Consider the following 25,029-nt stretch of genomic DNA (forward strand, 5'->3'; position numbering starts at 1 on the left):
CACATGAAAATAGCAATTATAGGTACAGGAAACTTAGGTAAATCTATTGCAAAAGGACTTATTAATACAAAAGCAATTAGTAGTTTATACTTAACCAAAAGAAACATAGCGGCTCTTAAAGAGTTTGAGGCTATTGACAATGTCTTCTTAACAAGTAACAACACAGAAGCAGTTCAAAATTCAGACATTATTCTTTTAGCTGTACAACCAGCACATTTAACCAAGATATTAGCAGAAATAAAACCAGAATTAAAATCACATCATCTGGTTATTTCTACCATTACAGGTTTTTCAATTGCTAAGATTGAAGAAATCATAGGAGTTGAAAACAGTATCATCAGAGCTATGCCGAATACAGCTATAGCCGTAGGAAAATCGATGACTTGTTTATGTGGAAATTCTAAAGGATTAGAAAAAATAAGTACTGCGGAGACTATTTTTAACAAACTAGGAACTTCTATCATCATACCAGAATCGCAAATGCAAGCAGCTACGGTAGTTTGTGCTAGTGGTATTGCTTTTTGGATGCGAATGATTAGAGCTACTACTCAAGCTGCTATTCAACTTGGTTTTGATGCTTATGAAGCACAGGAACTAGCTATGCATACCTGCGAAGGAGCTTCTAGCTTACTAATTACCAATGGCAATCATCCAGAGCAAGAAATAGACAAAGTAACTACTCCTAAAGGCTGTACTATTGAGGGACTGAATGAAATGGAGCACCAAGGATTAAGTTCATCACTTATCCAAGGAATGGTGGCATCCTACCAAAAAATTAACACTATAAAATCGGAACAATTATGAGTTTATTTAATGTATATCCTTTGTTTGACATTACCCCAGTAAAGGCAGCAGATGTTTTTGTATACGATAAAAACGGTACCGAATATTTAGACTTATACGGAGGGCATGCTGTTATTTCTATTGGGCACTCCCATCCTACTTATGTACAAAACATTAGAAAACAATTAAGCGATTTAGGGTTCTATAGCAATTCTATTCAGAATCCATTGCAAGAGGCTTTGGCTAAGAAATTAACACAACAAGCTAATTGTAAGGATTACCAATTGTTTTTATGTAATTCGGGAGCCGAAGCCAATGAAAATGCCTTAAAGCTAGCTTCCTTTCATACGGGTAAAAAGAAAGTTCTTTCTTTCTCAAACTCTTTTCACGGAAGAACCTCAGCTGCTGTTGCTGCTACTGATAACACTAAGATTATTGCACCTATCAATGCACAGCAAGAAGTTGAATTCTGCCAATTGGGCGATTTAACAGCCGTAGAAAAAGCATTGCAAAAAGGCGATGTATGCGCTGTTATTATTGAATATATTCAAGGAGTTGGTGGTTTAGACGAGAGCTCTACAAGGTTTTACCAAGGTTTGGCTGACTTATGTAAAAAGTACCAAACAGTATTGATTGCAGATGAAGTGCAATCGGGTTTTGGAAGAACTGGTGATTTCTTTGCTTTTCAAGAACATGGAATTCAACCCGATATTATTTCTATGGCAAAAGGTATGGGAAATGGATTTCCTATAGGAGGTATCTTAATTCACCCAAGTATTAAAGCATCTTATGGTTTGTTGGGAACTACTTTTGGTGGTAATCATTTAGCCTGTGCAGCTTCGTTAAGTGTTTTAACTGTTTTAGAGCAAGAACAATTATTAGACAATGCCAAGCATATTTCAGCCTACTTTCAACAAAAAGCAGCAACAATTCCTCAAATAAAAAAGCTAAAAGGAAGAGGCTTAATGTTAGGACTCGAATTCGATTTTCCGATAGCAGACTTACGAAAGAATCTCATCTTTAAGCAACACATATTTACAGGAAGTGCCAAGAATCCGAATTTATTAAGAATCCTTCCACCATTAACCTTGAAAGAACCACAGGTCGATTTCTTTTTTGAAGGACTGTTAACCGAGTTAAACAAACAATCATGAAAAAATACACCAACATAAAAGACCTTGAAAGTATTCCAAATACCATTCAAGAAGCCATCGCTTTAAAGAAAAACCCGTATCAATATGCAAGCATTGGAAAGCATAAAACCTTGGTCATGCTATTTTTTAATGCAAGTTTAAGAACGCGATTAAGTACCGAAAAAGCAGCCAAGAACTTAGGGATGGATGTAATGGTATTAAATATAAACGATTCTTGGAAACTTGAGTTTGAAGACGGAACTATGATGAATTTCAATACTGCTGAACATATTAAAGAAGCTGCACAAGTAGTTTCTCAATATGCTGATGTTATTGCAGTAAGAGCTTTTCCTTCATTAAAAGATAAAGCAAAAGACAGTAGCGATTTAGTCTTGAATAGTTTTGTAAAATATACCACTGTTCCTGTCATTAATATGGAAAGTGCGGTTGCACATCCACTACAGGCCTTGGCTGATGCCATTACTATTGAAGAGTTGAAAACCATACACAAACCAAAAGTAGTATTGTCTTGGGCACCCCACCCCAAAGCATTGCCTCATTCAGTTGCCAATTCTTTTGTAAAAATGATGTCGGAAATAGACATTGATTTTTCCATCACACATCCTGAAGGTTATGAATTGGACACTCAAATAACTAAAGGTATTCCCATTGAATACAATCAACAGAAAGCCCTACAAGATGCTGATTTTGTTTATGTAAAGAACTGGAGTAGTTATTCAGAATACGGAAAAATACTTTCGGAAGATTCCAATTGGATGCTTAACAAAGAAACTTTAGGCAAAGCCAAATTTATGCACTGCTTGCCCGTAAGAAGAAATGTAGTTGTAGAAGATGCTGTGTTAGATAGTGATGCTTCTGTGGTTATACAACAAGCCAATAACAGAACCTATGCAGCTCAGATAGTATTGAAGAAAATTATAGAAAACCTATCCTCATGAAAACACTTAAAATAATAAAAATAGGCGGCAATATTATTGACGACCCAAAAGCCTTGGACGACTTTTTGTATCACTTTTCAACTATAGAAGGTCCGAAAATACTGGTACATGGAGGTGGTAAACTAGCAACCAAGCTTGCCGAACAAATGAATATTAAGGTACAAATGACTGATGGGAGAAGAATTACCGATCCCCAAACCTTAGACCTAATTACCATGGTATATGCAGGAAAAATCAATAAGAACATAGTTACAACACTCCAAAAGAATGCTTGCAATGCTCTTGGTTTTACGGGAGCAGATGGAAATACGATTCTTTCAGTAAAAAGACCTGTAAAAGATATTGATTATGGTTTTGTGGGCGATGTGGTTAAAGTAAACACCACTGTTTTAGAAAGCTTATTAGCCCAACATATTACGCCTGTTTTTTGTGCCATTACACATTCTACAGAAGGACAATTGTTAAATACCAATGCCGATACCATAGCTGCTGAGCTAGCTATAGGGTTTGCACAACAGTATCAAACGGAACTCTATTACTGTTTTGAAAAAAACGGGGTATTAATCAATGTAGAAAATGACGATTCTGTGATAGAACATCTTACTAAAGAAACTTACCAAGACCTACTATCACAGCAAATTATAGTCAATGGGATGTTACCTAAACTAAACAATTGTTTCTATGCTATAGACCATCAAGTACATAAAGTATGTCTTGGAAAACCAGCCATGCTATACAAACAAAATTCTAAATTTACTACCATACAAGCTTCATGAAAACACTAGATATATTAACCACTGAAGCCATTGAGCTATTAAAAAAGCTTATTGAAACACCTTCTTTTTCTTCTGAAGAAGATGCTACTGCTGCCTTGCTTGAAAATTGGTTTGTTAACCATCACATACCATTTCAAAGAAACCAACACAATGTTTGGGCAGTAAACCAGCATTTCGATTCACAAAAGCCTAGCTTATTACTCAACTCTCATCACGATACGGTAAAACCTAATAAAGGCTATACCAAAAACCCGTTTGAAGCACAGGTTGAAGACGGCAAACTATACGGTTTAGGAAGCAACGATGCTGGTGGATGCTTGGTTTCTTTATTGGCTACTTTCACACATTTTTACGCACAGGAAAACTTAGCTTATAACTTGGTATTTGTAGGTTCAGCTGAAGAAGAAAGCAGCGGAGCTAACGGATTAAACAGTATGTTATCTAGTATTCCGGAAATCGCTGTAGCCATTGTTGGCGAACCTACGCAAATGCAATTGGCCATTGCCGAAAAAGGTTTGGTAGTTTTTGATGCCGTAGTTAAAGGAACTCCGAGTCATGCTGCTCATCCTAACACTAACAATGCTATTTATAATTGTATAGATGTGTTACAATGGTTTAAAGACTATACGTTTGAAAAAACTTCTGAGGTCTTAGGCCCTGTAAAAATGACGGTAACTCAAATCAATGCAGGGAAACAACACAATGCTGTACCTGCCGAAGTTTCCTTAGTGGTTGATGTTCGTGTAAACGACCAATACACCAATCAGGAAATTGTCGATTTACTTCAAAAAGAAGCACCTTGCCATAGTATTGTTCCTCGTAGTACGCATTTAAATTCTTCTTCCATTCCTATACATCACGATTTGGTTCAAGCTGGAATTTCCTTAGGTCGAACTACTTATGGTTCTCCTACGCTTTCTGATCAGTCTGTATTGAGTTGTCCTTCTTTAAAACTAGGACCTGGAGATAGTAAGCGTTCGCATACCGCTGATGAATTTATTTATCTCCATGAAATTGAAGAAGGGATTGAGTTGTATGTGGAGATGCTTGATATAGTATTGAGGTGTTAGTAGTGAGATGTTAGACAAAAGATAAAAGACGAAAAGACTTGAAGTGTAAAACTACATTTACTAAAAACTAACAACTAACAACTAAAGACTAATAACTTTTGACATGAGTAGTGAGATGTTAGTATTGAGTAGTTAGATAAAAGACAAAAGATTAAAAACGAAAGACAAAAGACTTAATTGAGAATTGATAACTGTTAACTGTTAACTGTTAACTGTTAACTGATAATTGATAATTGATAATTGATAATTGAAAAAAAATGAAACTTTGGGATAAAGGAACCAATATAGACCATAAAATAGAACTGTTTACCGTAGGTAACGACAGAGAAATTGACCTGCATATTGCGAAATACGATGTACTTGCTTCTATAGCACATGCTAAAATGTTGCATAACATCAACATCATAACCGCTGATGAACTTCAACAATTGCTTTCAGGATTAGAGTCCTTGCTTGTGCAAATTAACAACAACTCTTTTACCATTGAAGCACACTTTGAAGATGTACATTCTAAAATAGAATTTGAACTCACCCAACAATACGGCGATGTTGGAAAGAAAATACATACCGCTCGTTCTAGAAACGATCAGGTGTTAGTCGCTCTGCATTTATATTATAAAGAGAGCTTACAGGAAATCAACCATTTGACTAAATCCTTTTTTGATACGCTGCTCCAATTGGCTGATACTCATAAAGATGCTTTACTACCTGGTTATACGCATTTGCAAGTAGCCATGCCTTCTTCTTTTGGCTTATGGTTTTCTGCTTATGCTGAACTTTTAATCGATGATGTATATCTTTTAAATGCAGCATTAAAAGTAGTAGATCAAAATCCATTAGGTTCAGCAGCTGGCTACGGTAGCTCCTTCCCTATCGATAGAGTTTTTACCACCCAAGAACTTGAGTTTGCTACTTTAAAGTACAATGTTGTAGCCGCTCAAATGAGCAGAGGAAAAAGCGAACGTACCGTTGCCATGGCTGTTGGTAGCTTAGCCAATACCCTAGCTCGTTTTGCTATGGATATTTGTTTGTATATGAGTCAGAATTTTGATTTTATTTCCTTCCCTGAAGCACTTACCACTGGAAGTAGCATTATGCCACATAAAAAGAATCCAGATGTTTTTGAGCTCATCCGTGGTAAATGCAATAAGATTCAAGCCTTGCAATCCGAAATGCTTTTAATCACCAATAATTTACCTAGTGGTTATCATAGAGATTATCAGTTGTTAAAAGAAAACATGCTACAGGCTTTGGAAAGTATGAAAGAAATTCTGTTCATCTTTAACTATGCCATTGAGCAGATTGTTATCAAAGACATTGATTTGACTTCAGAAAAATACCAATATCTATTTACGGTAGACAATATCAATACTTTGGTAGAAAACGGAATGCCTTTCCGTGAGGCTTATCAGAAAATAGGAAATGAGGTAAATCAAGGGAGCTATGTTCCCGACAGGTCTAAACAACACAGTCATTTAGGTAGTATGGGAAATTTAGGTTTGGAATTGATACGTCAGAAAATGGAAAATAGTTAACGAGTAATTTAAAATATCGTCTTAAAAGCAGATAACTTCAATTATCTGCTTTTAAGACGATATACCATCTGGTGTTTATTCTATTTTTTGTCGATTTTCATCATACAAACCAACCAAAAGACTATTTCCTTGTGTATCTACTTTGATTCCTCCATACTTAGCTTTTTCATACTTTTTAGCATCACCTTCTTGAAAAAAGTAAGATTCAGCACCAATACTTACTCTTCCCCATTTCTTTAAGTTATATCGTATTAAAAACTCTCCTTCGTTTATTGGTTCTTTACCACCTTGCATACGCACTTTCTTTGCAATGCCATTCTCGGTAAGTTTTATTACACAGAATCCTCTTTTAGCAATACTATCAGTATCTATATTGTTTGAAATCGCATAATTCAATCTCATATAATCTCCTTGCATTAAAGAACGAGGATCTACAGGAGCTAATTCAAACAAAACCAATTGTCCGTTTTCTAATAAGGCCTCTTTCTGAAAAATTGATCGATTAAACAATATTAATAAAATAGCAAGGTTTAAAAGAATGAGTATCCATTTATATTTCTTCATTATTTCCTAGCATTTTTGTGGTGAATACATAGCATGCTAAAAACAGCACACCCGATACGAATAATAGTATAGACTTGGTTAGTAAAGTAAAGCTCAAGTCGTAATAATATTGCGAAACAAAATAGATTAAAGCTACGATCCCTATAACCAGTCCTGTTTTATAATTAACTAAAAAGCTAAGTAACAACAATATGATAGCTCCCGATATTGCTGGTGAGAATACAGTTGACAGTAATATTAAAAAGCTGAACACATATAGTATTGCTTTAGTTTTAGCTAGTGTTATTTCGTGCACCTTGATAATCACATGTACAATATACATACCTATGATGATAAATAATACCGAGGAAATCCAAATGTAATTTTCATTCAATGCTATTGCTCCTTTCTTCCCCAACATACTCAAACCTATTAGAAAAGAAATAACCACGCCAATCCTAAGTGGATTGTATAGTTTCGCTAGCTTTTTTATGGCTGATAATATTCTTGCCTCTTTTAAAAATACATAGCTTAGCATTAAAGCCATCACTCCAACATATATATGAATTAAATCGTAAACCTTTGTATTTAACAATAAAAACAAAAAGCTTCCATTTACGGTAAGTATGGCTATAAACGATAAGATATAATTTTGTGTCATTACTAAAGTCACAAAAGCTATCAAGCCAACGAGTATGGTTATCATATCTTCATTCATCTTTGCCCAGGACAAACCAAAAGCAAGCATTACAAATCCCGTTATATATATTGTAACACTAAAGGTATCCCAAATAAGATTATCCTTTACTACATTAGTTACAACAGCAAGTACTATAAACAGTCCTCCTAAAAATATCATTGCAGCTTCAGAACTGTAAAAACCAGCTATTCCTAAAAAGACTATAAATGCTAACATTGCTACAAAACTTCCTAAAATGGTAAGTATCTTAATTGCTAAGCCCGATTTGTTTTCCTCTTTTTTAAGGTAACTGTCTAAAATTGCTTGTTCGTTATAGGTAAAATCTTTGTCTTCACTCAAACGAATACTTTCTAATAGTTCCTTTTTATTCGCTAATTCTTCCATTTCTTTTTCAAATCTGTTAAGGTTTTAATCACAACACTTACACTTGCAATAATAAATAGACTCAGGAAGAAAAACATTCCTTCCACATCTGTTATTTTTAAAAGCAGTGCACAACAAATAATAATACAGCTAAACGCAATTATTGAAAGATAAAAAACACTTCTTTCCTTCAATCCATATCGAACTCCAATTCCATACAACCCTGTTGCTAATAGTAATAACACCCAAAAAGCTTCCAGATTTCTTTCAAAAATTCCTGTTGCAATTCCTACGGTACTAAAGAATACCACTGCCAATGCTAATACATTGGTAAACCAACTAGGTACACTAATATGTTCGTTTATTTTCTTTACCAATAAGAATGCTATTAAAAACAGCGCATTGATACAAAACAGCAAAGCAAATAGAAAAATTTCTGACCAGTCTTGAGCTACTTGCTCAGCATATAAAATAAGCGTTGTGTTGATGAGCGTTATAAATACCAACCATAAAGGAGCAAAGTTTGAAATGACTACCCAAATAACAATAGCCATAGTCCAACCCAAGAAGAAGTCGTAGGCATTGGCACCCGTTTGATAAATCTGACCAAATACAGCAAACAGCACTCCTACCAATATAGAAACTCCTGTTAATACTATTTTCTTTATATCTAACGGTATTTTAGCCACTACTAAAACAATAGTGAGTAATAAAATTCCTCCTTCTATTAAACCTAGTTTAAAAAATTTGTGCATACTTGCCCAATTATAGGCAAAGAAGAAAATAATTCCCGCGGTAGTAAAACCAACCCCCAAACTCATAAAAAACAATCTCAGAAACTGTTGCCAAGATGTTTTATCGTGATACACCTGTGTATTCAATATCTTTTGAATACTTCTTTCAGACCAATTGCTATGCTGGGCAATTATCTGAATATCTTCTCTATCAATATCTTTCATTCAATTTTTTTTAATGTTCTCTCACTTCTTCCTAAGATTAGGAAATACTAAAAGTAGTCAATTTTTATATCAATGTTAAATCTATACTTTTATTTATCTGCATATGTATTAAATTGAGGAAAACCTATATTTGCTTTTATCATTGCACATACCTGTGTATTTTGTAGCTAGATAAAACAACACGCTTTATAAAACTTAAAAATTGCATATGAAAAAACTAGGTTTAGCCTTCTTATTATGTTGCTGTATTTATACCGTTACTGGACAGAATATTACTATTGGTAAAATTAGCAGCATCCATTCTAAAATATTAAATGAAGAAAGAGAACTATGGATTCATCTCCCTAAAGGCTATGGGTATCATAATTCAGCTTCAGAAAAAGAAAGATATCCAGTGGTGTATCTTTTAGACGGAAACTCACACTTTTATTCGTTAGTAGGAATACTTCAACATTTAAGTATTATAAATACTATTTGTCCAAAAATGATAGTTGTAGGAATCGTAAATACCAATCGGACAAGAGATTTAGCACCTACGAAAATAGACAACTCTTTAAAAAAAGGACACTCAGACTCTAGTGATGGAGATAAGTTCCTTTCTTTTATTGAACATGAATTAATTCCTTATATCGATTCAACCTATGATACTGACTCTTATCGTACATTCATTGGTCATTCTTTAGGAGGACTTACCGTTTTGAATGTTTTAGCACATAAACCAGAACTATTTAATGCTTATGTATCTATTGATCCTGCTATGTCGTGGGATAATAAAAACTTATTGAACAAGATTAAGAACATACAATTTGACAAAAAATATACGCGAAAATCACTCTTTTTAGGAATTGCAAATACCATGAACAAAGGATTGGATACGCTAAGTGTTCAAAAAAGCAACTCTAAAAATACTAAACATATAAGAGCTCTTTTAGAACTTAATGCTTTTCTAAAGAAAGACACACTAAACAACTTATCCTACAAAGCAAAGTACTATAAAAACGATACGCATCCTTCAGTTCCTTTAATTACCAAGTACGATGCTCTTCGTTATATTTTCGATTTTTATAAACCAACTATTACTCAGCAAGAACTTTTAAACCCTAAAAGCAATAGCTTGTACAAACTAACAAAACACTACCAACGTTTGTCTGAATATTATGGTAGAAAAGTAAAACCTAGCATACATTATGTAGATAGTAAAGGATATGAACTAATGACTGCCAAACTTTACAAAAAAGCAGAGCAGTTTTTTAAACTAAACTGTATCAATTACCCAACAAGCTTTAGGGTATATAATTCATTGGGAGACTTATATTTAGCTATGGATAAAAAAGACAAAGCTTTAATAAACTTTAAAAAATCATACTCTTTGCAAGAAACTCCTTATGCAAAGAGTCAATTAGACCAACTACAAAATAAATAAGTTTTTATAGACCTTATTTACCAATACATCAATAAACTTTTGCAATAGCTATTGATTACCATATAAAACAATACTGCCCAATTCATTATAGGATTGGCATTTCTTATGCACTCATATTTAAAAATAGGGAAAAACCTTACTTAAAGTAGGGATTTCCGTAAAGTTGTTTTGTTATTAAATGGTAGGTTTGCTAGCATTGAATAAAAGTATAATTATGTAGTATACTTTGTTTGTAAATCAACACTGCTCAACCCCAAAAAATATTTAACAAGAAGTATGGCTGAATGTATAGCTTGTGGAGAATACACAAAATTTCATGGCGGTTTTTGCTTTTCTTGCTATAAAAAACAAGAAAATTCTAAAAACATATTGGTTTTAGAAAAACCCAAAAGCAAAAAGAAAACAGATTCTAAACCAAAAGAAAATCCTTGGATTTCAGGTATTATAAAAGGCCGAATTGCAGAAACAATCATCGAAGAACTCTTTCGTTCACTTGGTTTTCAAGTATTCAGCTATGGTATGGAAAACTCCATTCCGGGAATTAAAGACCTTTTAAAAGGTGTGCGTGGAGACGTTGCTAAAAACATAAGGCAAATGCCTGATTTTGTTATTTTCAAAGATAACCAAGCTCACTTTATTGAAGTAAAGTATAGAGCAAATGGAGAATTAAAACTTAAAGACATTACTAGATATGGTGATTATCCTTTTGAAAACGCTCTATTCATTCTCGTTACAAAAAAACATATTAAATGTATTTCATATGAAGAATTAGAGCAAGGAAAGGAAATCACACCAACCTCTCACAATTATTTAGGAAAACGAAAAGAATTTGATACAGATAAAGATTTAATTATTGAGTATTGTAAATATGCTGTAAAGTTTTTTGAAAACACCTAATTTCAAACTTTTATTTCACAAAGTTTGCTCATTACGTTGACTAAAAAAACTAAATATGTAAATTTACCAAAATAGCATTCCCTTTATAAACTTAATAATAAACAACCTATAAACCTTACATAATAATGTCAGAAATCCCCCCCCATAAAGGACAAAACAATAATCATCGAGAACAAACAATTATTATACAGCAAAAAGAAACAAATGGAATTGGAATTGCTGGATTTGTACTTGCTATAATCTCATTATTTCTTGGATGGATTCCATTTTTTGGATGGTTCTTATGGTCTTTTGGATTGATTCTTTCATTTATTGGCATATTCAAAAAACCAAAAGGACTTGCTATTGCTGGACTTATTATCTCTTTAATTGGGTTTATTCTTTGGGTTTTACTTTTCATAGGGCTAGCTGTGTTAGGAAGTACTATCTAAACATAAAATTTTATTAGAAATAACTTTACTAACCCACTACTCTAACTTCTTTCATATATGCAATCCCTTAAAATTAGCAAAGGCTATAATAAAGTAGAACTTGCACAACTAATTAACGAACCACAAATCAGCAAACTACAAGCTGGATTACATTATTGTAAAAATCGTAATGCAACAATTTTTTAATGTTTTCTCTCACCTCTTCCTAGGGTTAGTAAATACTAAAAGTAGTCAGTTTTTATATTAATGTTAAATTGATACCTTTATTTATCTAAGTATGTACTAAATTCAGTAGAACCATATTTACTTTTATAATTGTACATACCTTTGTATTTTGTAGCTAGATAAAATAATACCGCTCAATTCATTATAGGATTGAGCTTTTTTTATGTGCTCATTTTACAGAAGAATTAAAATTATAGATAAAAAAGTTTTCATATTTTTGGACAAAATATGTCTATAATCATTTTGTCCAAATGAAAAAATTAGGAGATACATTACGAGAAGCGAGAGAACAAAAAGACCTTATACTTAGAAAGGTTTCAGCGGAAGTTGATATTGATCAATCTCTAATTAGTAAGTTTGAAAAAAGTGAAAGAAAACCTACCAAAGAACAATTAATTAGGTTAGCCAATTTCTATAATCTTTCCGAGAAAGAACTCATTATAAATTGGTATTCTGAAAAAATAGCTCAAGAATTAAAATACACAGAATCTTCTTCTGAAATATTAAAAGTAGCGGAAGAGAAAATTAAATACTATAAAAATCAAGAAAATGGATAATAAATCTATAAAAGTAGTTGAGCTTTTTGCAGGGGTTGGAGGATTTCGACTTGGTTTAGAAAAAAGTAATTATAATATTGTTTGGAGTAATCAGTGGGAACCTTCTACAAAAATGCAACATGCTTCTTTAGTTTATGAAGCTCGTTTTGGAAAAGAAAACCATTCAAATGAAGATATAGCTAGTGTACCCACAAAAGAAATTCCTGATCACGATTTACTTGTTGGAGGATTTCCTTGTCAAGACTATTCTGTTGCGACAACATTACACAATTCCAAGGGCCTAAAAGGTAAAAAAGGTGTTTTATGGTGGTCTATTCAAAGAATTTTAGAGGAAAAGAAAGATAAAAAACCTAAATATTTATTTTTAGAGAATGTAGATAGACTTTTAAAATCTCCTGCCAAACAAAGAGGTAGAGACTTTGCTGTTATGCTTCAAAGTTTAAACGAACTTGGTTATGCTGTAGAATGGAGAGTTATAAATGCAGCAGAGTATGGTATGCCTCAACGTAGAAGAAGAGTTTTCTTTTTAGGTTATCATAAATCAAGTAATTTATATAAAAAGTTAAAAAAAGAAACATCTTTAAATTGGATTACAAAAAAAGGAACAATAGCAACTGCTTTTCCTGTTCAAGAAACAAATTCAATTCAAGAACTTGAATTAAAAAGTGATTTAGTAGAAATTACAAATGAATTTAATAAAGAAGGAAAACTCTCACCTTTTCAAAATACAGGTTTAATGATTAATGGAAAGGTATACACTACTAAAACTATAGCTAATTATAATGGAAAATATACCGTTTTAAGAGATATTTTACAAAACGGAGAAGTGACAAATGAGTTTTTTATTGAAGACAAATCACTAAAAACTATAAAGACTGTAATTAATAAAGATGGTAGCTTGAAAACTATTTCTACAGAGAAACAAATGTGGGAGTACTTAAAAGGAGCAAAAAAAGAAAAAAGAAAAACACAAGATGGATTTGAATATAATTATAGTGAAGGAGCTATGATTTACCCTGATGCCTTAGATAACGCTTCTAGAACAATTATAACTGGTGAAGGAGGTAAATCTCCTTCAAGATTTAAACATATTGTTGATACTGACAAAGGTTTAAGGAGGCTAACTCCCACAGAATTAGAACGTTTAAATATGTTTCCTGACAATCATACGCAACTTGAAGGTATTACAGACACCAAAAGAGCTTTTTTTATGGGAAATGCCTTAGTTGTAGGTATCATTGAAAAAATTGGAAAAGAACTTTATAAAAAAATAATTAATGGATAAAAGAACTAATCGAGTACAACCTATAAGACTTTCCTCTGGATTCTTCCCTTTAGACATTCATAAATCAATGTTCATAAACGATTTAAAAATCACCTTACCTTCTTACTATGTTAAAAGTTGGGGACAAAACATTATTAATAAACATGATAAAAGTAATTATAAATGGATTATTGATATTGACTACGAATCACCGAAAGATTTAGGTAGAGTAAAGTATAATTTCAAAGCTACCTTATCTCTTTCCTTTGTTAAGGATAGAAAAAAAGAAAGTTCTTACCGAATTAAATGGGATAAAGATTTTGCTACACAACTTGCTAAAGATTACCCTAAAAGCTTCGTTAGGTCTTTAGAATATCATATTGGTGATGAATATTATAAAAATCAAAGGTTTTCCGAATATGACATAGGAGGCTTTAAGGAGCAATTACAAGTAAAAGTAGAATGGAAAAAAGGAAACCCTATCATACGTATAAAAGAATATTTTAAAGTTAGAGAAGAGTCTCAAGGTTTTCCTAACATTTTTAAAGAATTAAGTTCTTATCTAATTGCTGATTACCTATTAAGTGATGACAATGAAATATTAAGAAGAATCCAAATAGGTGAATGGAAACCAAGGAATGAGCTTAAAAAAGAAATGAATGAAAATAACATTTATCTTCTTTTAAATAGAGAAAAAAAAGAATTTTATATTGGAGAAACTAAACAATCTTTATCTCAAAGATATCCTGATGGTCAAAAGCATCACTCATTTGACGACTGGAATGAATACTCTATAATACAACTCCCACCAGAAACCTCTAATCAAACTAGATTACTAATAGAGAGAGTTTTAATTGCTACTGGTGTCAAACTTTTTAAAAATAATTTAAGTAAAGATATTCCTGTTTTAAATGAAGATTCTGAAATGAAACTCATGAATTTAAAACATTAAAAACTCATAAATCTAAAACACTGAAAAAGAAACTACTCATATCCATTATTAGCCTTGGCTTTATAGGGCTTCTCTTCTATTATTTCGCTTGGTCATTATCACCAGGAAGTTATGCTAAAGCAGAAACTTACCTATTAGCTGTTCCTGAAGATACTTTGATTGCTATTATAAAAGAAGTTAAATCTGAACATAAAGATATTGCTCCACAACCAGTGAGGTATCCAGATGGTAAACATAGTTATTGGTACTCCATCTATTTTCAATACCAAGACAACCAACAACACATACATACTTGGATTAGGAAAAAAAATAAAAGCCATACTACTTTTGCTTTTGCAGGTTATAAAGATGCAAATAGTACGGAAGGATGGATTGCTGCCAATGAATACTTTTGGTGGTGGAAAAACAATGATGCTAAAACCAAGTTTGAAACTAACATCCTTAGTAAAATAAAAACCAAAATAAAAGAACGAGGTTTATAATCCTTTTAAAACAAGAACACTAAAAAAAGCTCTTTTTCGGGGCATATCGTCAAAAAAACGTTAAAAACTCGTACAAAATCAGTCGTTTATACATTTTTTTCATTACATTAGTACCGCTATAGAAATTGTATGTACATGCTAATTTGCTATGTCCCTTACTAAAATTACCCTTCATACTACATTCAATTTTTAAATAACCTTACATACAACTGTGCTATTAATTAGCCAAAAAAATGTAATTATTAATTTAAAAATTCTAGGAAATGAAGTACTACTTATCTGAAAACAAGTTAACAGACGAAGACAACTATTTAGCACGCGTATTAGTAGAACGCACTATTGATCAGGACATGCTAATTACCAAAATGCTACGCAAACGTAACTTGGTAAGTAAAACAGACATTGTTGCTGTATTAAACTCTTATTATGAAGAAGTAATCCAATGTATTAACGACGGTGATAATATTACCTTACCTATTGCCAATATCAGTTATTCTATAACCGGTGTTTTTGATACGGATGAAGACAGTTTTACAGACGACAAACACAAACTGCAAATCAACCTTAACGGTGGTCGATTAATTAAGGATTTAGCAGAAAACATACCTTTAAAAAAGGTATCTCCTCCACCTGCAAGTACAGAAATTACACATGTAAAAGATATTAAATCGGATACTGTAAATACCTCTATTACCTCAGAGGGTGTTTTTGAGTTGAGAGGAAGTCGTTTAAGAATAGATGGTGAACATGCCGACATAGGATTATACTTTGTTGCGGAAGACAACACCGAAACTAAAGTAGAACACTTAGTAGTAAACGGTCTTACTAAAATTATTGCCCAAGCTCCTACGCTAACCTCGGGCGATTATCGAATCCGAATAAAAACTCAAGCTACTGCAAACAGTGGCGTATATTTAAAAGAAGTACGAATAACTGACACTACTTTTTCGATCAATGTAGCCTAAATAAAGGCTTCATGAACCCAATTGCCATAAGCAATTGGGTTTCTTTTTTATACCTACTTATAATTTTACTGTACAATCTTTATAAAATTCACTCGTACGGGTGAGCTTTAGTCACTCACTCGAGTGAACTCTGCTCACTCGTACCTGTGAGCAACACTCACTCGTACGAGTGAGTTAATCCAACAAGAAAACCGATTGTTTTAACAAGTATTTTTAGGAGACTCTTGTAAAAAAGGGTACTTTAAAGATTTCTACATAAAAAAAGTAAGGTAAAACCTTACTTTAAGTACGGGTTTTCTCAAAAAACCTTTTTTATAAAATGGTAGGTTTGTTTCCCCTTAGTTAAGAATATTATTTATTATCTAAACTAACACACATCATGAAAACAAGAAGTATCAAACTAGTATCATTTAGCATACTCTTTGCACTATTGGGTAGTTGTTCTTCTATCCCCCCAGAGTTTGCCATGGCAATGCAAAAAGAAAAAGAAGGGATTCAACTCTTAAAAAAGCGACACCAAAAAACCGTCGTTGAATTAACCGAAAACTGGTACAACGAGCGTCGTAATAGGTTGCTTTTTATAAAAGAATTGGAAATTAAAAAAATTACTTTACAAGTGAATGATCCTTCTGGAAAAGGCAATATTACTGTGTTAAAAAAGGACGCCTTTGCTAAAATCAATCAGCAATTTAACGAGGCAATGGAAATGGCTGGTAAAATAAAACAAGAATTAATCAAAGGCTATGCCGACAGTGACAACTGGAACAAACTGGTAAAGCTGAATGCTATTAATTTAGAAATGACCCGATCGCTAACAGATTTAAATGCTTCGCAAAGAGCTTTTTATTTAGAATTGGTTGGACAAAACGTTCCCTTTCCTAGCGATTTTATAAACGAACAAACACAAGAGCTTCTCAACCGCGTAAAAAAATAGATTATGACACCTCAAGAAAAATATGTCAAAGCTTTAAAAGATTTATTACAAGCTCAAAAAGAAGTGCAAGCAGCGGAAAGCAATCCTTTTAACTTAGGACTCCCTACTCACCTTGGACTTTCTGACGAAACTTTTATTACCAACGAACAATTAGCGGAACTAAGTACTATTATTGGAGAAGCTAGTGAAGACAACCAAAAGTTTGCTAAAATTTGGAATCTAGGAACCGATATTATTTTAAAAGCTAAATCGATATTCCTGTAAGCATTTATTAGCAACACTTTAGAACATATAAAGATACTTTTCTATGAATTAGAAAGGTATCTTTTTTTATTTGGTATATTAGCACTTCGCTAAGAAAAAGAACAAAATGCTAACTAATACAGTTTTTAATAATTTACTTAAATTATCACTTCTCTTTTTTATTATCATTTCTTGTAAAAAAGAAACAGATAAAAAAGTTGAAACCGCCTCTCCTAAAATTAATCTAGCAACAGACATTACTGATTTCAAGGCTAAAATGACTGAATTAGATACTCTCAAAATTTGGTTTAATCATTCTATTTGTACGTATAGAGGGTTTGAACGAATTGAAATTACAAAACAATCAGACTCCTTAAAAATAAAAACCGAATACAGAGAAGAAACTTTAGAAGAAAACCCTAAATGGGAACTTTATTATGAAAAAACAATTCCCATAACTGATACTATATGGAAATTTGAAGAATTCTTAAAACGAAACCAAAAAAGAAAAAGTCTTAAAAAGTTGGGAGTTCTACAAATTACTTTTAATGGAACTAGAGTTCATTATACGACCGATCGTTTATCCGATTTAAATAGGTTTAGGTCTGATTATTTTCAAACAATGAAAACATTACATCCTGAAAATAAAAATGAAATATACGGAATTGAAGCTATCGAAGAGTAAACTACACACAAAATGAATCATTTAATCAACACAGGAAAGAAAAGAACCATATTGATTTCAATAAGTATTTTATTGATTTCAATCCACACTATCTATTTCTATCATTCAGTAAGACCAGAAATAGAAGTCAAAAAACTTATTAGTCAACTAGTACGATTCTCTTTAACTCTTGGGCTTTTAATAATGGTATATAAAGGGAAAAGCTGGGCTAAAAATATTTCATTAGTATTATTTTCTATAGCTGTTTTAATAGCCTCTGTAAGCTTTTTTACTATCAATGCTCCTATTCTTAATAAAATTCCATTAATCGTAATGATTTTTATCTACTCAATGGCTATTCATCATTTTGGTTTTTCTAGTAGTTATAAGGCTTTTTTTGATTTTCAGAATAGTGGTACAAGAAGCTTTTCAACTGAACAAACTATAATCTCTAAAAAGATTGAAAACACAAATGTAGAAACAGTTATTTCTTCTTATGATAGTATTATGGAAACGAATAAGTTTTGGAACATTATTGAAACTACTAAAAACAAGAGTCTAGGAGATTACGAACAACAACAAATTGAACTTGAAAAAGAGTTATATAAACTAACAGCTAATGAAGTTTTAGAATTTGATAATAAATTCAGAACCTTAAGGGGAAATATTTATAACTGGGATTTTTGGGCTGCCGCTTATATTATAAATGGAGGTTGCTCTGATGATTGTTTTTCAGATTTCAGAGGTTGGCTAATTGGGCAAGGAAAATCGGTTTTTGAAAATGCTATAATTAATATAGAATCTCTTACAGAACTCAAGGATACAAATGATGGAGATTGGGAAGGATTAAGCTATATAGCTACTAGTGTTTATGAAGAAAAAACAGGAAAAGAAATGTCTATTGGTATTAGTGAAAACTTTAATATAACAGGAGAAGAATGGGATGAAGATTCTGATGATTTGAAAAATAGATACCCTAAACTATGGGCTACATTTGGAATGGAATAGTAATCAACGCTAAACTCTTAAAAAACAATAAATCAAATACTCAAAAAATGAAAAAAACATTTTTCCTTTTTAACCTTTTAATTTTAATTACTATAAGTTCAATTGCTCAAGAACAGTTGACCCTAGATCAATTCAAAGAGTTTTGTGATTCTTCTGGACTTGTTTTTAAAATGCCCGTTGGTTATAAAGTTACTAAGGTTAAAGAAAATCCTAATTTAGGATATTCTTTTGCCGTAATTAACAAGGATGCTTCTATGGAGATAAGGTATACTATTTGGCCACTAAAGGCTGCATTGAAAGCCTATGAAGCATCTTTAAAGGATGAAAGTTCAATGATGATTTCTCCTAACAATATTTATAAAGGGAGAATTCAAGCGAATGTTTTAAATATGACAGGTGGACAGATGTATAACATAGGTCGCTTTCCTCCACAAGCTGTAAAGAAAGAATTTAATGCAGACGATGGAGGATCGTGTTTTTTAAATTTCAATTCAGAATTTGGAAAAGGATATAAACATGGTCAATTTATTTATTTGCATAAAGACAATACCGCCGATGTTATTATCACCTTTATGAGTAACGATAAGGAAAAACATTCTGACTTAATGATGGAAGGCTTTTATTCTTTGAAGTTTAAAAGTGAAGAATAGAATAAGTACCTATTCATTATAAAAAAATTATTTGACATAAACTCTTCAATAAACAGGTATAAAACCTATCAAATGGATATTGGGTTGTCGGAAATAACATCCCAAACTCGGGATGGAATCTTAAAAACCTATTTTTAGATATAATTCATCTTTTGGTTTATTGTAAATGCTATTTATTTTTTAATTGAAAAAAGAAAGCAAAAAGTCAAATCATAACATAGTTTCCTTACAACTCAAATGAAAGAAATAAAAGAAAATATCGTAGGTCAAAAAATAGTTAAAGTAGTTTATAGTGAAGTAAACGACCATGAAGGAAGTTTTTATTTTGATGGCTTTGATACTTTTGATCACGCAATCAATATTCAAATGGAAAATGGATACTGCTGGAATTTAGGTTGGAAAAATGATGAATACTTTGAGTTTGATGAAGGCTTTTTTAAGAAAAACAAATACATTAAAGAAGAAGAAATAATAACTTGGGAAGCCACTAACAGGTGGATTAAAGTTCTTAATTCAAAAGTTTCCGATTTTAACGCAATCTATATTGACGAAGCTGGTTTGATTATTAAAAGAATAATAATTGATTTTGAGAATAAAGAAAAAGTAAACATTCTAATTTCATCAGCACTAAACCAAACCAAAACAATTCCTTCTCCTTTAGATTATGAATTTGGTGGTGAAATTTATGTTATTCATGAAGAAAGCTTGTTGTTAAGTAACTAGACTTTAAACAATGTAACCTGATTTAATTTCAAGTCGTCTAAACAGAAAACTTAGAAATTAATCATGAAAAAAACATTCCTTTTCCTTGCTTTAGCTGGTGTTTTACAAAGTAATCTCCATCAACTGCAGGCACAAGAAGCAACTCCTACTACTACCCTATTTTCGAGAATAGATAACTATTTTACTACTGGAACCAAAAATGGTTTTTCTGGCGCTATTACTGTAGTTAAAAACGGTAAAACAATTATTAATAAGGGGTATGGTATTGCCAATAAAGAAACTAACAGTCTTAACAACCCGAATACTATTTTTGATATTGGTTCTAATACCAAACAGTTTACTGCTACTGCAATTTTAAAACTTGCTGAGTTAGGCAAACTAAAGCTAATCGATCCTTTAAGCAAGTATTTTAAAGAGCTTCCTACCGACAAACAAAATATTACAATTCATCAATTACTTGCTCATTCCGCTGGATTTACAGATTCTATTGGTCGTGATTTTACTGAAATATCGCAAAAAGACTTCTTTGAAAAACTTTTTGCTACACCTTTATTATCCAAACCTGGAGAAAAATACTCTTACTCTAATGTTGGTTATAGTGTACTTGGGAGAATTATAGAACTTACTTCTGGTCAACCTTATGAGGTATTTTTAAACAACTATCTTTTTACACCTGCGGGAATGTCACAAACCGGATATCTTTTACCAAAATGGGATACCAATCAAATCTCTCGTAGTTATAACCGAGGTATTATTGAAGGGAAATCGCCTATTTTTCGTTATCAAAAAGACAAAGGAGTTAACTGGCATTTGAAAGCTAATGGCGGTATCAATTCTACTCAAAACGATATGCTTCTTTGGCATAAAGCCTTAAAGGAGCACAAAATTTTATCGAAAGCATCTTTAGAAAAATTGCTTACTCCTGTAATTCATTATTCAAGTGGAAAATATAAATATGCTTATGCCTGTGGTTGGGGTGTTCGAATTTTAGAAAACAATATTAAAAGAGTAGCTCACAACGGATCTAATGGTTCTTATTCACATTCGCTCATATGGTTTCCTAAAGAAGATATTTATATTGTATATGCAACCAATGCCAATAGCGACCGAGTTGAATTTGCTGCCTATCCTGTTGCAAAAATGCTATTGGATGAAAACTATGTTCCTAAACCAATACAAAACAATATTTTCTCATTTATATTGGAGTATGCAAAACAACACCCTTCTAATAAACACAAAGAATTAATTGCTATTTTAAAAGAGCAATACAAAGATGATTTTACCCACTCGGGGGTTTTAAATACTACTGCCTACCTCATCCTTAAATCGAATAAGAATCAAGATTGGGCATTGGAATTATTTAAAGAGAATGTAAAACTATATCCTAAAGACGGTAACCTTTGGGACTCTTTAGCCGATGGATATAAAGCCCATAATTTAACTAAGGATGCTATTAAAAGTTATCAAAAAGCCGTTGAGTTGGGCTATACCGATTCGCAAAAAAAACTTGATGACTTGGTTAAGAATAATTAAAAACTAATACTTATAAGGAAAGTCCAAGAGGATTTTCCTTTGTTTTAGTACTTTAGTTCTCAGTTATGTGCATGATTACACGAACTCCAAACCAAGCAACTGAGAAAATTAATGGACAAAACCATACTGAATACTTATTTCCATTCCTTATTTCCTATTGAAAAAGAGGTTGTTGAAGAAATTACAAAACCATTTTGTGATTTTACATTAACTAAAAACACTATTTTATTAAATAAAGATACTATTAGTACCAAAACATATTTTTTAGAAAAAGGCTATGTAAGGTCTTATATTTTAAATGAAGACAATGAAGAAGTAACTACTAATATTTATTCTGCTCCTTGTTTTGTAAATGATTTTTTATCCTTCTTTAAAAAGCAACCTACTAAAGGAATATATAAAACCATAACCGATTGTTCTTTTTGGGAAACTAGTTTGGAAAATGTACAAATCAACTTTCATAATATTGTAGACTTTAGAGAATTTAGCAGGCTTTTGTTTGTGATTAATTACTCTAAATTAAATGATCGTTTAATTGAAATGGCTAGTCAAAAAGCAGAAACTAGATATTTAAACTTGCTTAAAGAGCAACCTCATATTTTTCAACATGTTCCTCTTAAAATTATTGCTTCTTACTTAGGTATTACCGATAGTAGTTTAAGTAGAATTAGGAAAGAAGTAAGCAAAATTTAATTTCTTGTCATTTGGCAAGTATTTATTTCCAACAGAGTATTCATCTTTGTAAAAAAATATTTAAAAATGAGTAAAAAACACATTGTTATTATTGGGCTAGGTGGTGTTGGAGGTTATTTTGGTTTTAAAATATCTCAGGAAAACGAAGCAACTAAAACGAATACAATATCGTTTGTTGCAAGAGCTCAAACCTACGAAACTGTAAAAAAGAAAGGACTTACTTTACACTCTCCTGAGCATAAAAACAGTAATACCCAACCTGACTTTATACACCAACATATTTCAGATATTCAACAACCAGATGTAGTTTTTATTTGTGTAAAAGAGTATGATTTAGAAAATGTTTGCAAACAGTTAACCTCCGTAATTAATCAACATACTATTTTGATTCCTATGATGAATGGTGCCGATATTTATGATCGAATCCGTACCATTATTCCTCATAATACCACTTTACCTTCCTGTGTTTATGTGGCTTCTCATATAAAAGAAAAAGGGATTGTTGAGCACAAAGGGAAATCAGGGAAACTAATCTTTGGTAGAGATCCTGAACATTCTTCAGAAGATCTAAATTGGATTATAGACTTGATGGAGAACAGTAAAATAAATTACGATTTTAAAGAGAATGCTTTAATTGACATTTGGACTAAATTTATCTTTATTGCTAGTTTTGGTTTGGTTACCGCTAAATACAACTCCTCTATTGGTGCTATATGTACTGTTGAAGAGCAAAAAGAGGAAGCTTCGCAAATTATGGCTGAGATAAAATCTATTGCCGATAAAAAAGGCATTCACTTAGCAGATGACATTATTGAAAAAACATTTGAAAAAGCTTCTACATTTCCATCGCAAACACCTACCTCTTTACAACTTGATGTAAACTCTGGCAAAAAAGAAAATGAATTAAATTTATTTGCTGGTGCTATTATTAGGTACGGAAAAGAAACCAATAGTCATACTTCTTTTACCCAAAAGGTATATCAAGACATTAAAACCATACATAATATAATATAGTATAAAATTAATAGCGATTTTAGCAGTAAACTAAAATCGCTATTATATTTACGTCAAAGAACTATTGAATTTTGTTCTTATAGTTCCCTCCTTCTTTATATCGATATACCTTACCTTTTTGATCTCTTTCAAAAACAAATGTTTCTACCAAGTCTCCATTCTTATGAATTCGACGAAAAGTATCTCCTTTGATATGTTTAAAGAATTGCATTCCGTACTTAGGTGAGTTTTCTGGCAACTGTAATACTACCAAGCCTTCTCCCCAAGTAGACACATAAACCATACTATTCCACGGATTCATATTATAATATCCCGTATAATCTTTCAAGTTTACTTTGCTACTCTTCTTTTTTGCGAGTGGAGCTTTGCTTAAAATTTGTTGTATGCCCCTTGTATATTTAAACGGATGAGTTCTATTGGCATTAATCATCACTATAAACCCCATTTTAGTAGTTAAGTTGAGTTGCATAGCAGACACAAAACCTGGACAGGTACCTCCATGTGATACCCAATGATCTCCATTACTTCCTTTTATGATTTCGAAGCCTAGGCCCCATGTAGTTCTTTTATCCTTACTAGTTGCTTGAACTTTGTGCATTTGTTTTAAGGTTGAAGGCTGTAAAACCTCAGCTTTTGTTGCGTCATGTAATCGAAATTGCCAAGTAACATATTTAGCTAAATCATGAATATTTGTCCAAAGTGCCATAGCTGGTTTCATTGACTTTGTATTGAAAGTATTGACTGTATTTCGTGTTCTATTCCTATTTACAGCTGTATACCCTGTTGCCTGTTGAATATGCTTGTTCTTTGCTTGCTGTTCTGTAAAAGTGCTAGACATTTTCAAAGGAGTTAGCACTTCTTTTTTTAAATATACTTCATAAGGCATTCCAGAAACCTCTTCTATTATTTCCCCTAACAATGCATAACCTATATTACTATAATTTATATCAGCTCCCACTTCTTTTGTGGTTTCCATATTTTTTAAAGCTGCTCGAAACTCTTTTTGTGAAGGAAATCTAAAATCGGGACCTGTAAAATAACTGTGTTCTGTGTTTTTTGGTAAACCTGACGAGTGCGCTAATAATGAACGAACTGTTACTGCTCCTCCTTTAGGAAATTTTTGTTTTACCTTATAAAAAGGAAGAATATCCTTTAGCTTAGCATCTAAATCTAACTTTCCTTCATCTACCAGCTTCATAATCGCCACCGCTGTAAATGATTTTGTAATGGAACAAATACTACACAATGTATTTATACTTGCTTTGCGTTTTCTAGATAGATCTGAACTTCCGAAAGCTTTAGACCAAAGAATTTCTTGATCTTTAATTACCATAGCCGTTAAACTAGGAATGTTTTCAAAATCTTTTTGTGTTTCCAACCATACTTCTATTAATTTAAAAGCATCGTTATAATTTGTTTCGCTCTTCTGTGCATTGCTTAAAATAGAAACAAAGAAGAAAATTAAGGGCATAAAAATCCTTTTCATATATAAATGTATTTATATTGATTGTGTTTTTGTTTGGTAAAATTTGTGCTAATTAGGAATTTGC

27 protein-coding genes are annotated in these 25,029 nt (G+C 32.1%); 23 read left to right on the top strand and 4 right to left on the bottom strand.

Going from position 1 to position 25,029, the window contains the following annotated elements:
- The first annotated feature begins 3 nt into the window (after positions 1–3).
- The 6 genes from proC to argH all read left to right on the top strand — a co-directional run bounded on the left by proC (position 4) and on the right by argH (position 6,256).
- A complete protein-coding gene (gene proC, locus F7018_RS06575; protein ID WP_150899217.1) occupies positions 4–804 on the top strand; it encodes a pyrroline-5-carboxylate reductase in 801 nt (266 codons plus the stop codon).
- On the top strand, positions 801–1,937 hold the full coding sequence (locus F7018_RS06580) for an aspartate aminotransferase family protein (RefSeq protein ID WP_150899218.1): 1,137 nt from the start codon (positions 801–803) through the stop codon (positions 1,935–1,937). Before proC ends, F7018_RS06580 begins: the two co-directional genes overlap by 4 nt.
- Complete coding sequence (locus tag F7018_RS06585; RefSeq protein ID WP_150899219.1) at positions 1,934–2,875, top strand: Rossmann-fold NAD(P)-binding domain-containing protein; 942 nt, start codon at positions 1,934–1,936, stop codon at positions 2,873–2,875. The genes F7018_RS06580 and F7018_RS06585 overlap by 4 nt, the downstream gene beginning before the upstream one ends.
- Entirely contained in the window at positions 2,872–3,651 is a 780-nt protein-coding gene (gene argB, locus F7018_RS06590) for an acetylglutamate kinase (RefSeq protein WP_175578671.1), read from the top strand. Before F7018_RS06585 ends, argB begins: the two co-directional genes overlap by 4 nt.
- Positions 3,648–4,721 (top strand): M20 family metallo-hydrolase, encoded by a 1,074-nt coding sequence (locus F7018_RS06595; protein WP_150899221.1) that lies wholly within the window; start codon positions 3,648–3,650, stop codon positions 4,719–4,721. The genes argB and F7018_RS06595 overlap by 4 nt, the downstream gene beginning before the upstream one ends.
- A 257-nt stretch (positions 4,722–4,978) precedes the next feature.
- Positions 4,979–6,256 carry an argininosuccinate lyase gene (gene argH / locus F7018_RS06600; RefSeq protein ID WP_150899222.1) on the top strand — a complete coding sequence of 426 codons (1,278 nt, stop codon included), beginning with the start codon at positions 4,979–4,981 and terminating at the stop codon, positions 6,254–6,256.
- A gap of 75 nt (positions 6,257–6,331) precedes the next feature.
- On the opposite strand, the gene F7018_RS06605 is transcribed toward argH, so the two are convergent.
- From F7018_RS06605 to F7018_RS06615, 3 genes are read right to left on the bottom strand one after another with little or no spacing between them, the layout of a single operon-like run.
- Positions 6,332–6,820: a GDYXXLXY domain-containing protein gene (locus F7018_RS06605; protein WP_150899223.1), complete on the bottom strand. Its 489-nt coding sequence runs from the start codon at positions 6,818–6,820 to the stop codon at positions 6,332–6,334.
- Positions 6,807–7,883 carry a DUF4401 domain-containing protein gene (locus F7018_RS06610; RefSeq protein ID WP_150899224.1) on the bottom strand — a complete coding sequence of 359 codons (1,077 nt, stop codon included), beginning with the start codon at positions 7,881–7,883 and terminating at the stop codon, positions 6,807–6,809. Before F7018_RS06610 ends, F7018_RS06605 begins: the two co-directional genes overlap by 14 nt.
- Complete coding sequence (locus F7018_RS06615) at positions 7,871–8,821, bottom strand: DUF2157 domain-containing protein (RefSeq protein ID WP_150899225.1); 951 nt, start codon at positions 8,819–8,821, stop codon at positions 7,871–7,873. The genes F7018_RS06610 and F7018_RS06615 overlap by 13 nt, the downstream gene beginning before the upstream one ends.
- Before the next feature lie 208 nt (positions 8,822–9,029).
- Between F7018_RS06615 and F7018_RS06620 the strand changes: the two genes are divergently transcribed.
- The 17 genes from F7018_RS06620 (at position 9,030) to F7018_RS06700 (ending at position 23,479) form a co-directional block, all read left to right on the top strand.
- Positions 9,030–10,244, top strand: a complete 1,215-nt coding sequence (locus F7018_RS06620) for an alpha/beta hydrolase-fold protein (RefSeq protein WP_150899226.1) — start codon at positions 9,030–9,032, stop codon at positions 10,242–10,244.
- 276 nt (positions 10,245–10,520) lie between these two features.
- Positions 10,521–11,141 carry a hypothetical protein gene (locus tag F7018_RS06625; protein WP_150899227.1) on the top strand — a complete coding sequence of 207 codons (621 nt, stop codon included), beginning with the start codon at positions 10,521–10,523 and terminating at the stop codon, positions 11,139–11,141.
- 125 nt (positions 11,142–11,266) lie between these two features.
- On the top strand, positions 11,267–11,572 hold the full coding sequence (locus tag F7018_RS06630; protein WP_150899228.1) for a hypothetical protein: 306 nt from the start codon (positions 11,267–11,269) through the stop codon (positions 11,570–11,572).
- A 476-nt stretch (positions 11,573–12,048) separates the two neighbouring features.
- Positions 12,049–12,354, top strand: coding sequence for a helix-turn-helix domain-containing protein (locus F7018_RS06635; RefSeq protein ID WP_150899229.1), 306 nt, complete (start codon positions 12,049–12,051; stop codon positions 12,352–12,354).
- A complete protein-coding gene (dcm, locus tag F7018_RS06640; protein WP_150899230.1) occupies positions 12,347–13,639 on the top strand; it encodes a DNA (cytosine-5-)-methyltransferase in 1,293 nt (430 codons plus the stop codon). Before F7018_RS06635 ends, dcm begins: the two co-directional genes overlap by 8 nt.
- On the top strand, positions 13,632–14,570 hold the full coding sequence (locus tag F7018_RS06645) for a hypothetical protein (protein WP_150899231.1): 939 nt from the start codon (positions 13,632–13,634) through the stop codon (positions 14,568–14,570). Before dcm ends, F7018_RS06645 begins: the two co-directional genes overlap by 8 nt.
- A 155-nt stretch (positions 14,571–14,725) precedes the next feature.
- Positions 14,726–15,052: a hypothetical protein gene (locus F7018_RS06650; protein WP_150899232.1), complete on the top strand. Its 327-nt coding sequence runs from the start codon at positions 14,726–14,728 to the stop codon at positions 15,050–15,052.
- A gap of 263 nt (positions 15,053–15,315) precedes the next feature.
- Positions 15,316–16,017 carry a DNA-binding domain-containing protein gene (locus F7018_RS06655; protein ID WP_150899233.1) on the top strand — a complete coding sequence of 234 codons (702 nt, stop codon included), beginning with the start codon at positions 15,316–15,318 and terminating at the stop codon, positions 16,015–16,017.
- Between the two features lie 379 nt (positions 16,018–16,396).
- Positions 16,397–16,951, top strand: a complete 555-nt coding sequence (locus F7018_RS06660; RefSeq protein ID WP_150899234.1) for a hypothetical protein — start codon at positions 16,397–16,399, stop codon at positions 16,949–16,951.
- Positions 16,952–16,954: 3 nt separating this feature from the next.
- Positions 16,955–17,215 (top strand): hypothetical protein, encoded by a 261-nt coding sequence (locus F7018_RS06665; RefSeq protein ID WP_150899235.1) that lies wholly within the window; start codon positions 16,955–16,957, stop codon positions 17,213–17,215.
- A 106-nt stretch (positions 17,216–17,321) separates the two neighbouring features.
- Entirely contained in the window at positions 17,322–17,879 is a 558-nt protein-coding gene (locus F7018_RS06670; RefSeq protein ID WP_150899236.1) for a hypothetical protein, read from the top strand.
- A 12-nt stretch (positions 17,880–17,891) separates the two neighbouring features.
- Positions 17,892–18,866, top strand: coding sequence for a DUF4240 domain-containing protein (locus F7018_RS06675; protein WP_150899237.1), 975 nt, complete (start codon positions 17,892–17,894; stop codon positions 18,864–18,866).
- A gap of 47 nt (positions 18,867–18,913) precedes the next feature.
- On the top strand, positions 18,914–19,516 hold the full coding sequence (locus F7018_RS06680; protein WP_150899238.1) for a hypothetical protein: 603 nt from the start codon (positions 18,914–18,916) through the stop codon (positions 19,514–19,516).
- 237 nt (positions 19,517–19,753) lie between these two features.
- Positions 19,754–20,239 carry a hypothetical protein gene (locus F7018_RS06685; RefSeq protein ID WP_150899239.1) on the top strand — a complete coding sequence of 162 codons (486 nt, stop codon included), beginning with the start codon at positions 19,754–19,756 and terminating at the stop codon, positions 20,237–20,239.
- A 63-nt stretch (positions 20,240–20,302) separates the two neighbouring features.
- Complete coding sequence (locus F7018_RS06690) at positions 20,303–21,772, top strand: serine hydrolase domain-containing protein (RefSeq protein WP_150899240.1); 1,470 nt, start codon at positions 20,303–20,305, stop codon at positions 21,770–21,772.
- A gap of 111 nt (positions 21,773–21,883) precedes the next feature.
- Positions 21,884–22,465, top strand: a complete 582-nt coding sequence (locus F7018_RS06695) for a Crp/Fnr family transcriptional regulator (RefSeq protein WP_150899241.1) — start codon at positions 21,884–21,886, stop codon at positions 22,463–22,465.
- A 66-nt stretch (positions 22,466–22,531) separates the two neighbouring features.
- Entirely contained in the window at positions 22,532–23,479 is a 948-nt protein-coding gene (locus tag F7018_RS06700; RefSeq protein WP_150899242.1) for a ketopantoate reductase family protein, read from the top strand.
- Between the two features lie 61 nt (positions 23,480–23,540).
- On the opposite strand, the gene F7018_RS06705 is transcribed toward F7018_RS06700, so the two are convergent.
- Entirely contained in the window at positions 23,541–24,965 is a 1,425-nt protein-coding gene (locus tag F7018_RS06705; protein ID WP_150899243.1) for a serine hydrolase domain-containing protein, read from the bottom strand.
- Positions 24,966–25,029 lie beyond the last annotated feature (64 nt).

It is taken from the genome of Tenacibaculum aiptasiae (genome assembly GCF_008806755.1).
In the GTDB taxonomy this organism is placed as follows: Bacteria; Bacteroidota; Bacteroidia; order Flavobacteriales; family Flavobacteriaceae; genus Polaribacter; species Polaribacter aiptasiae.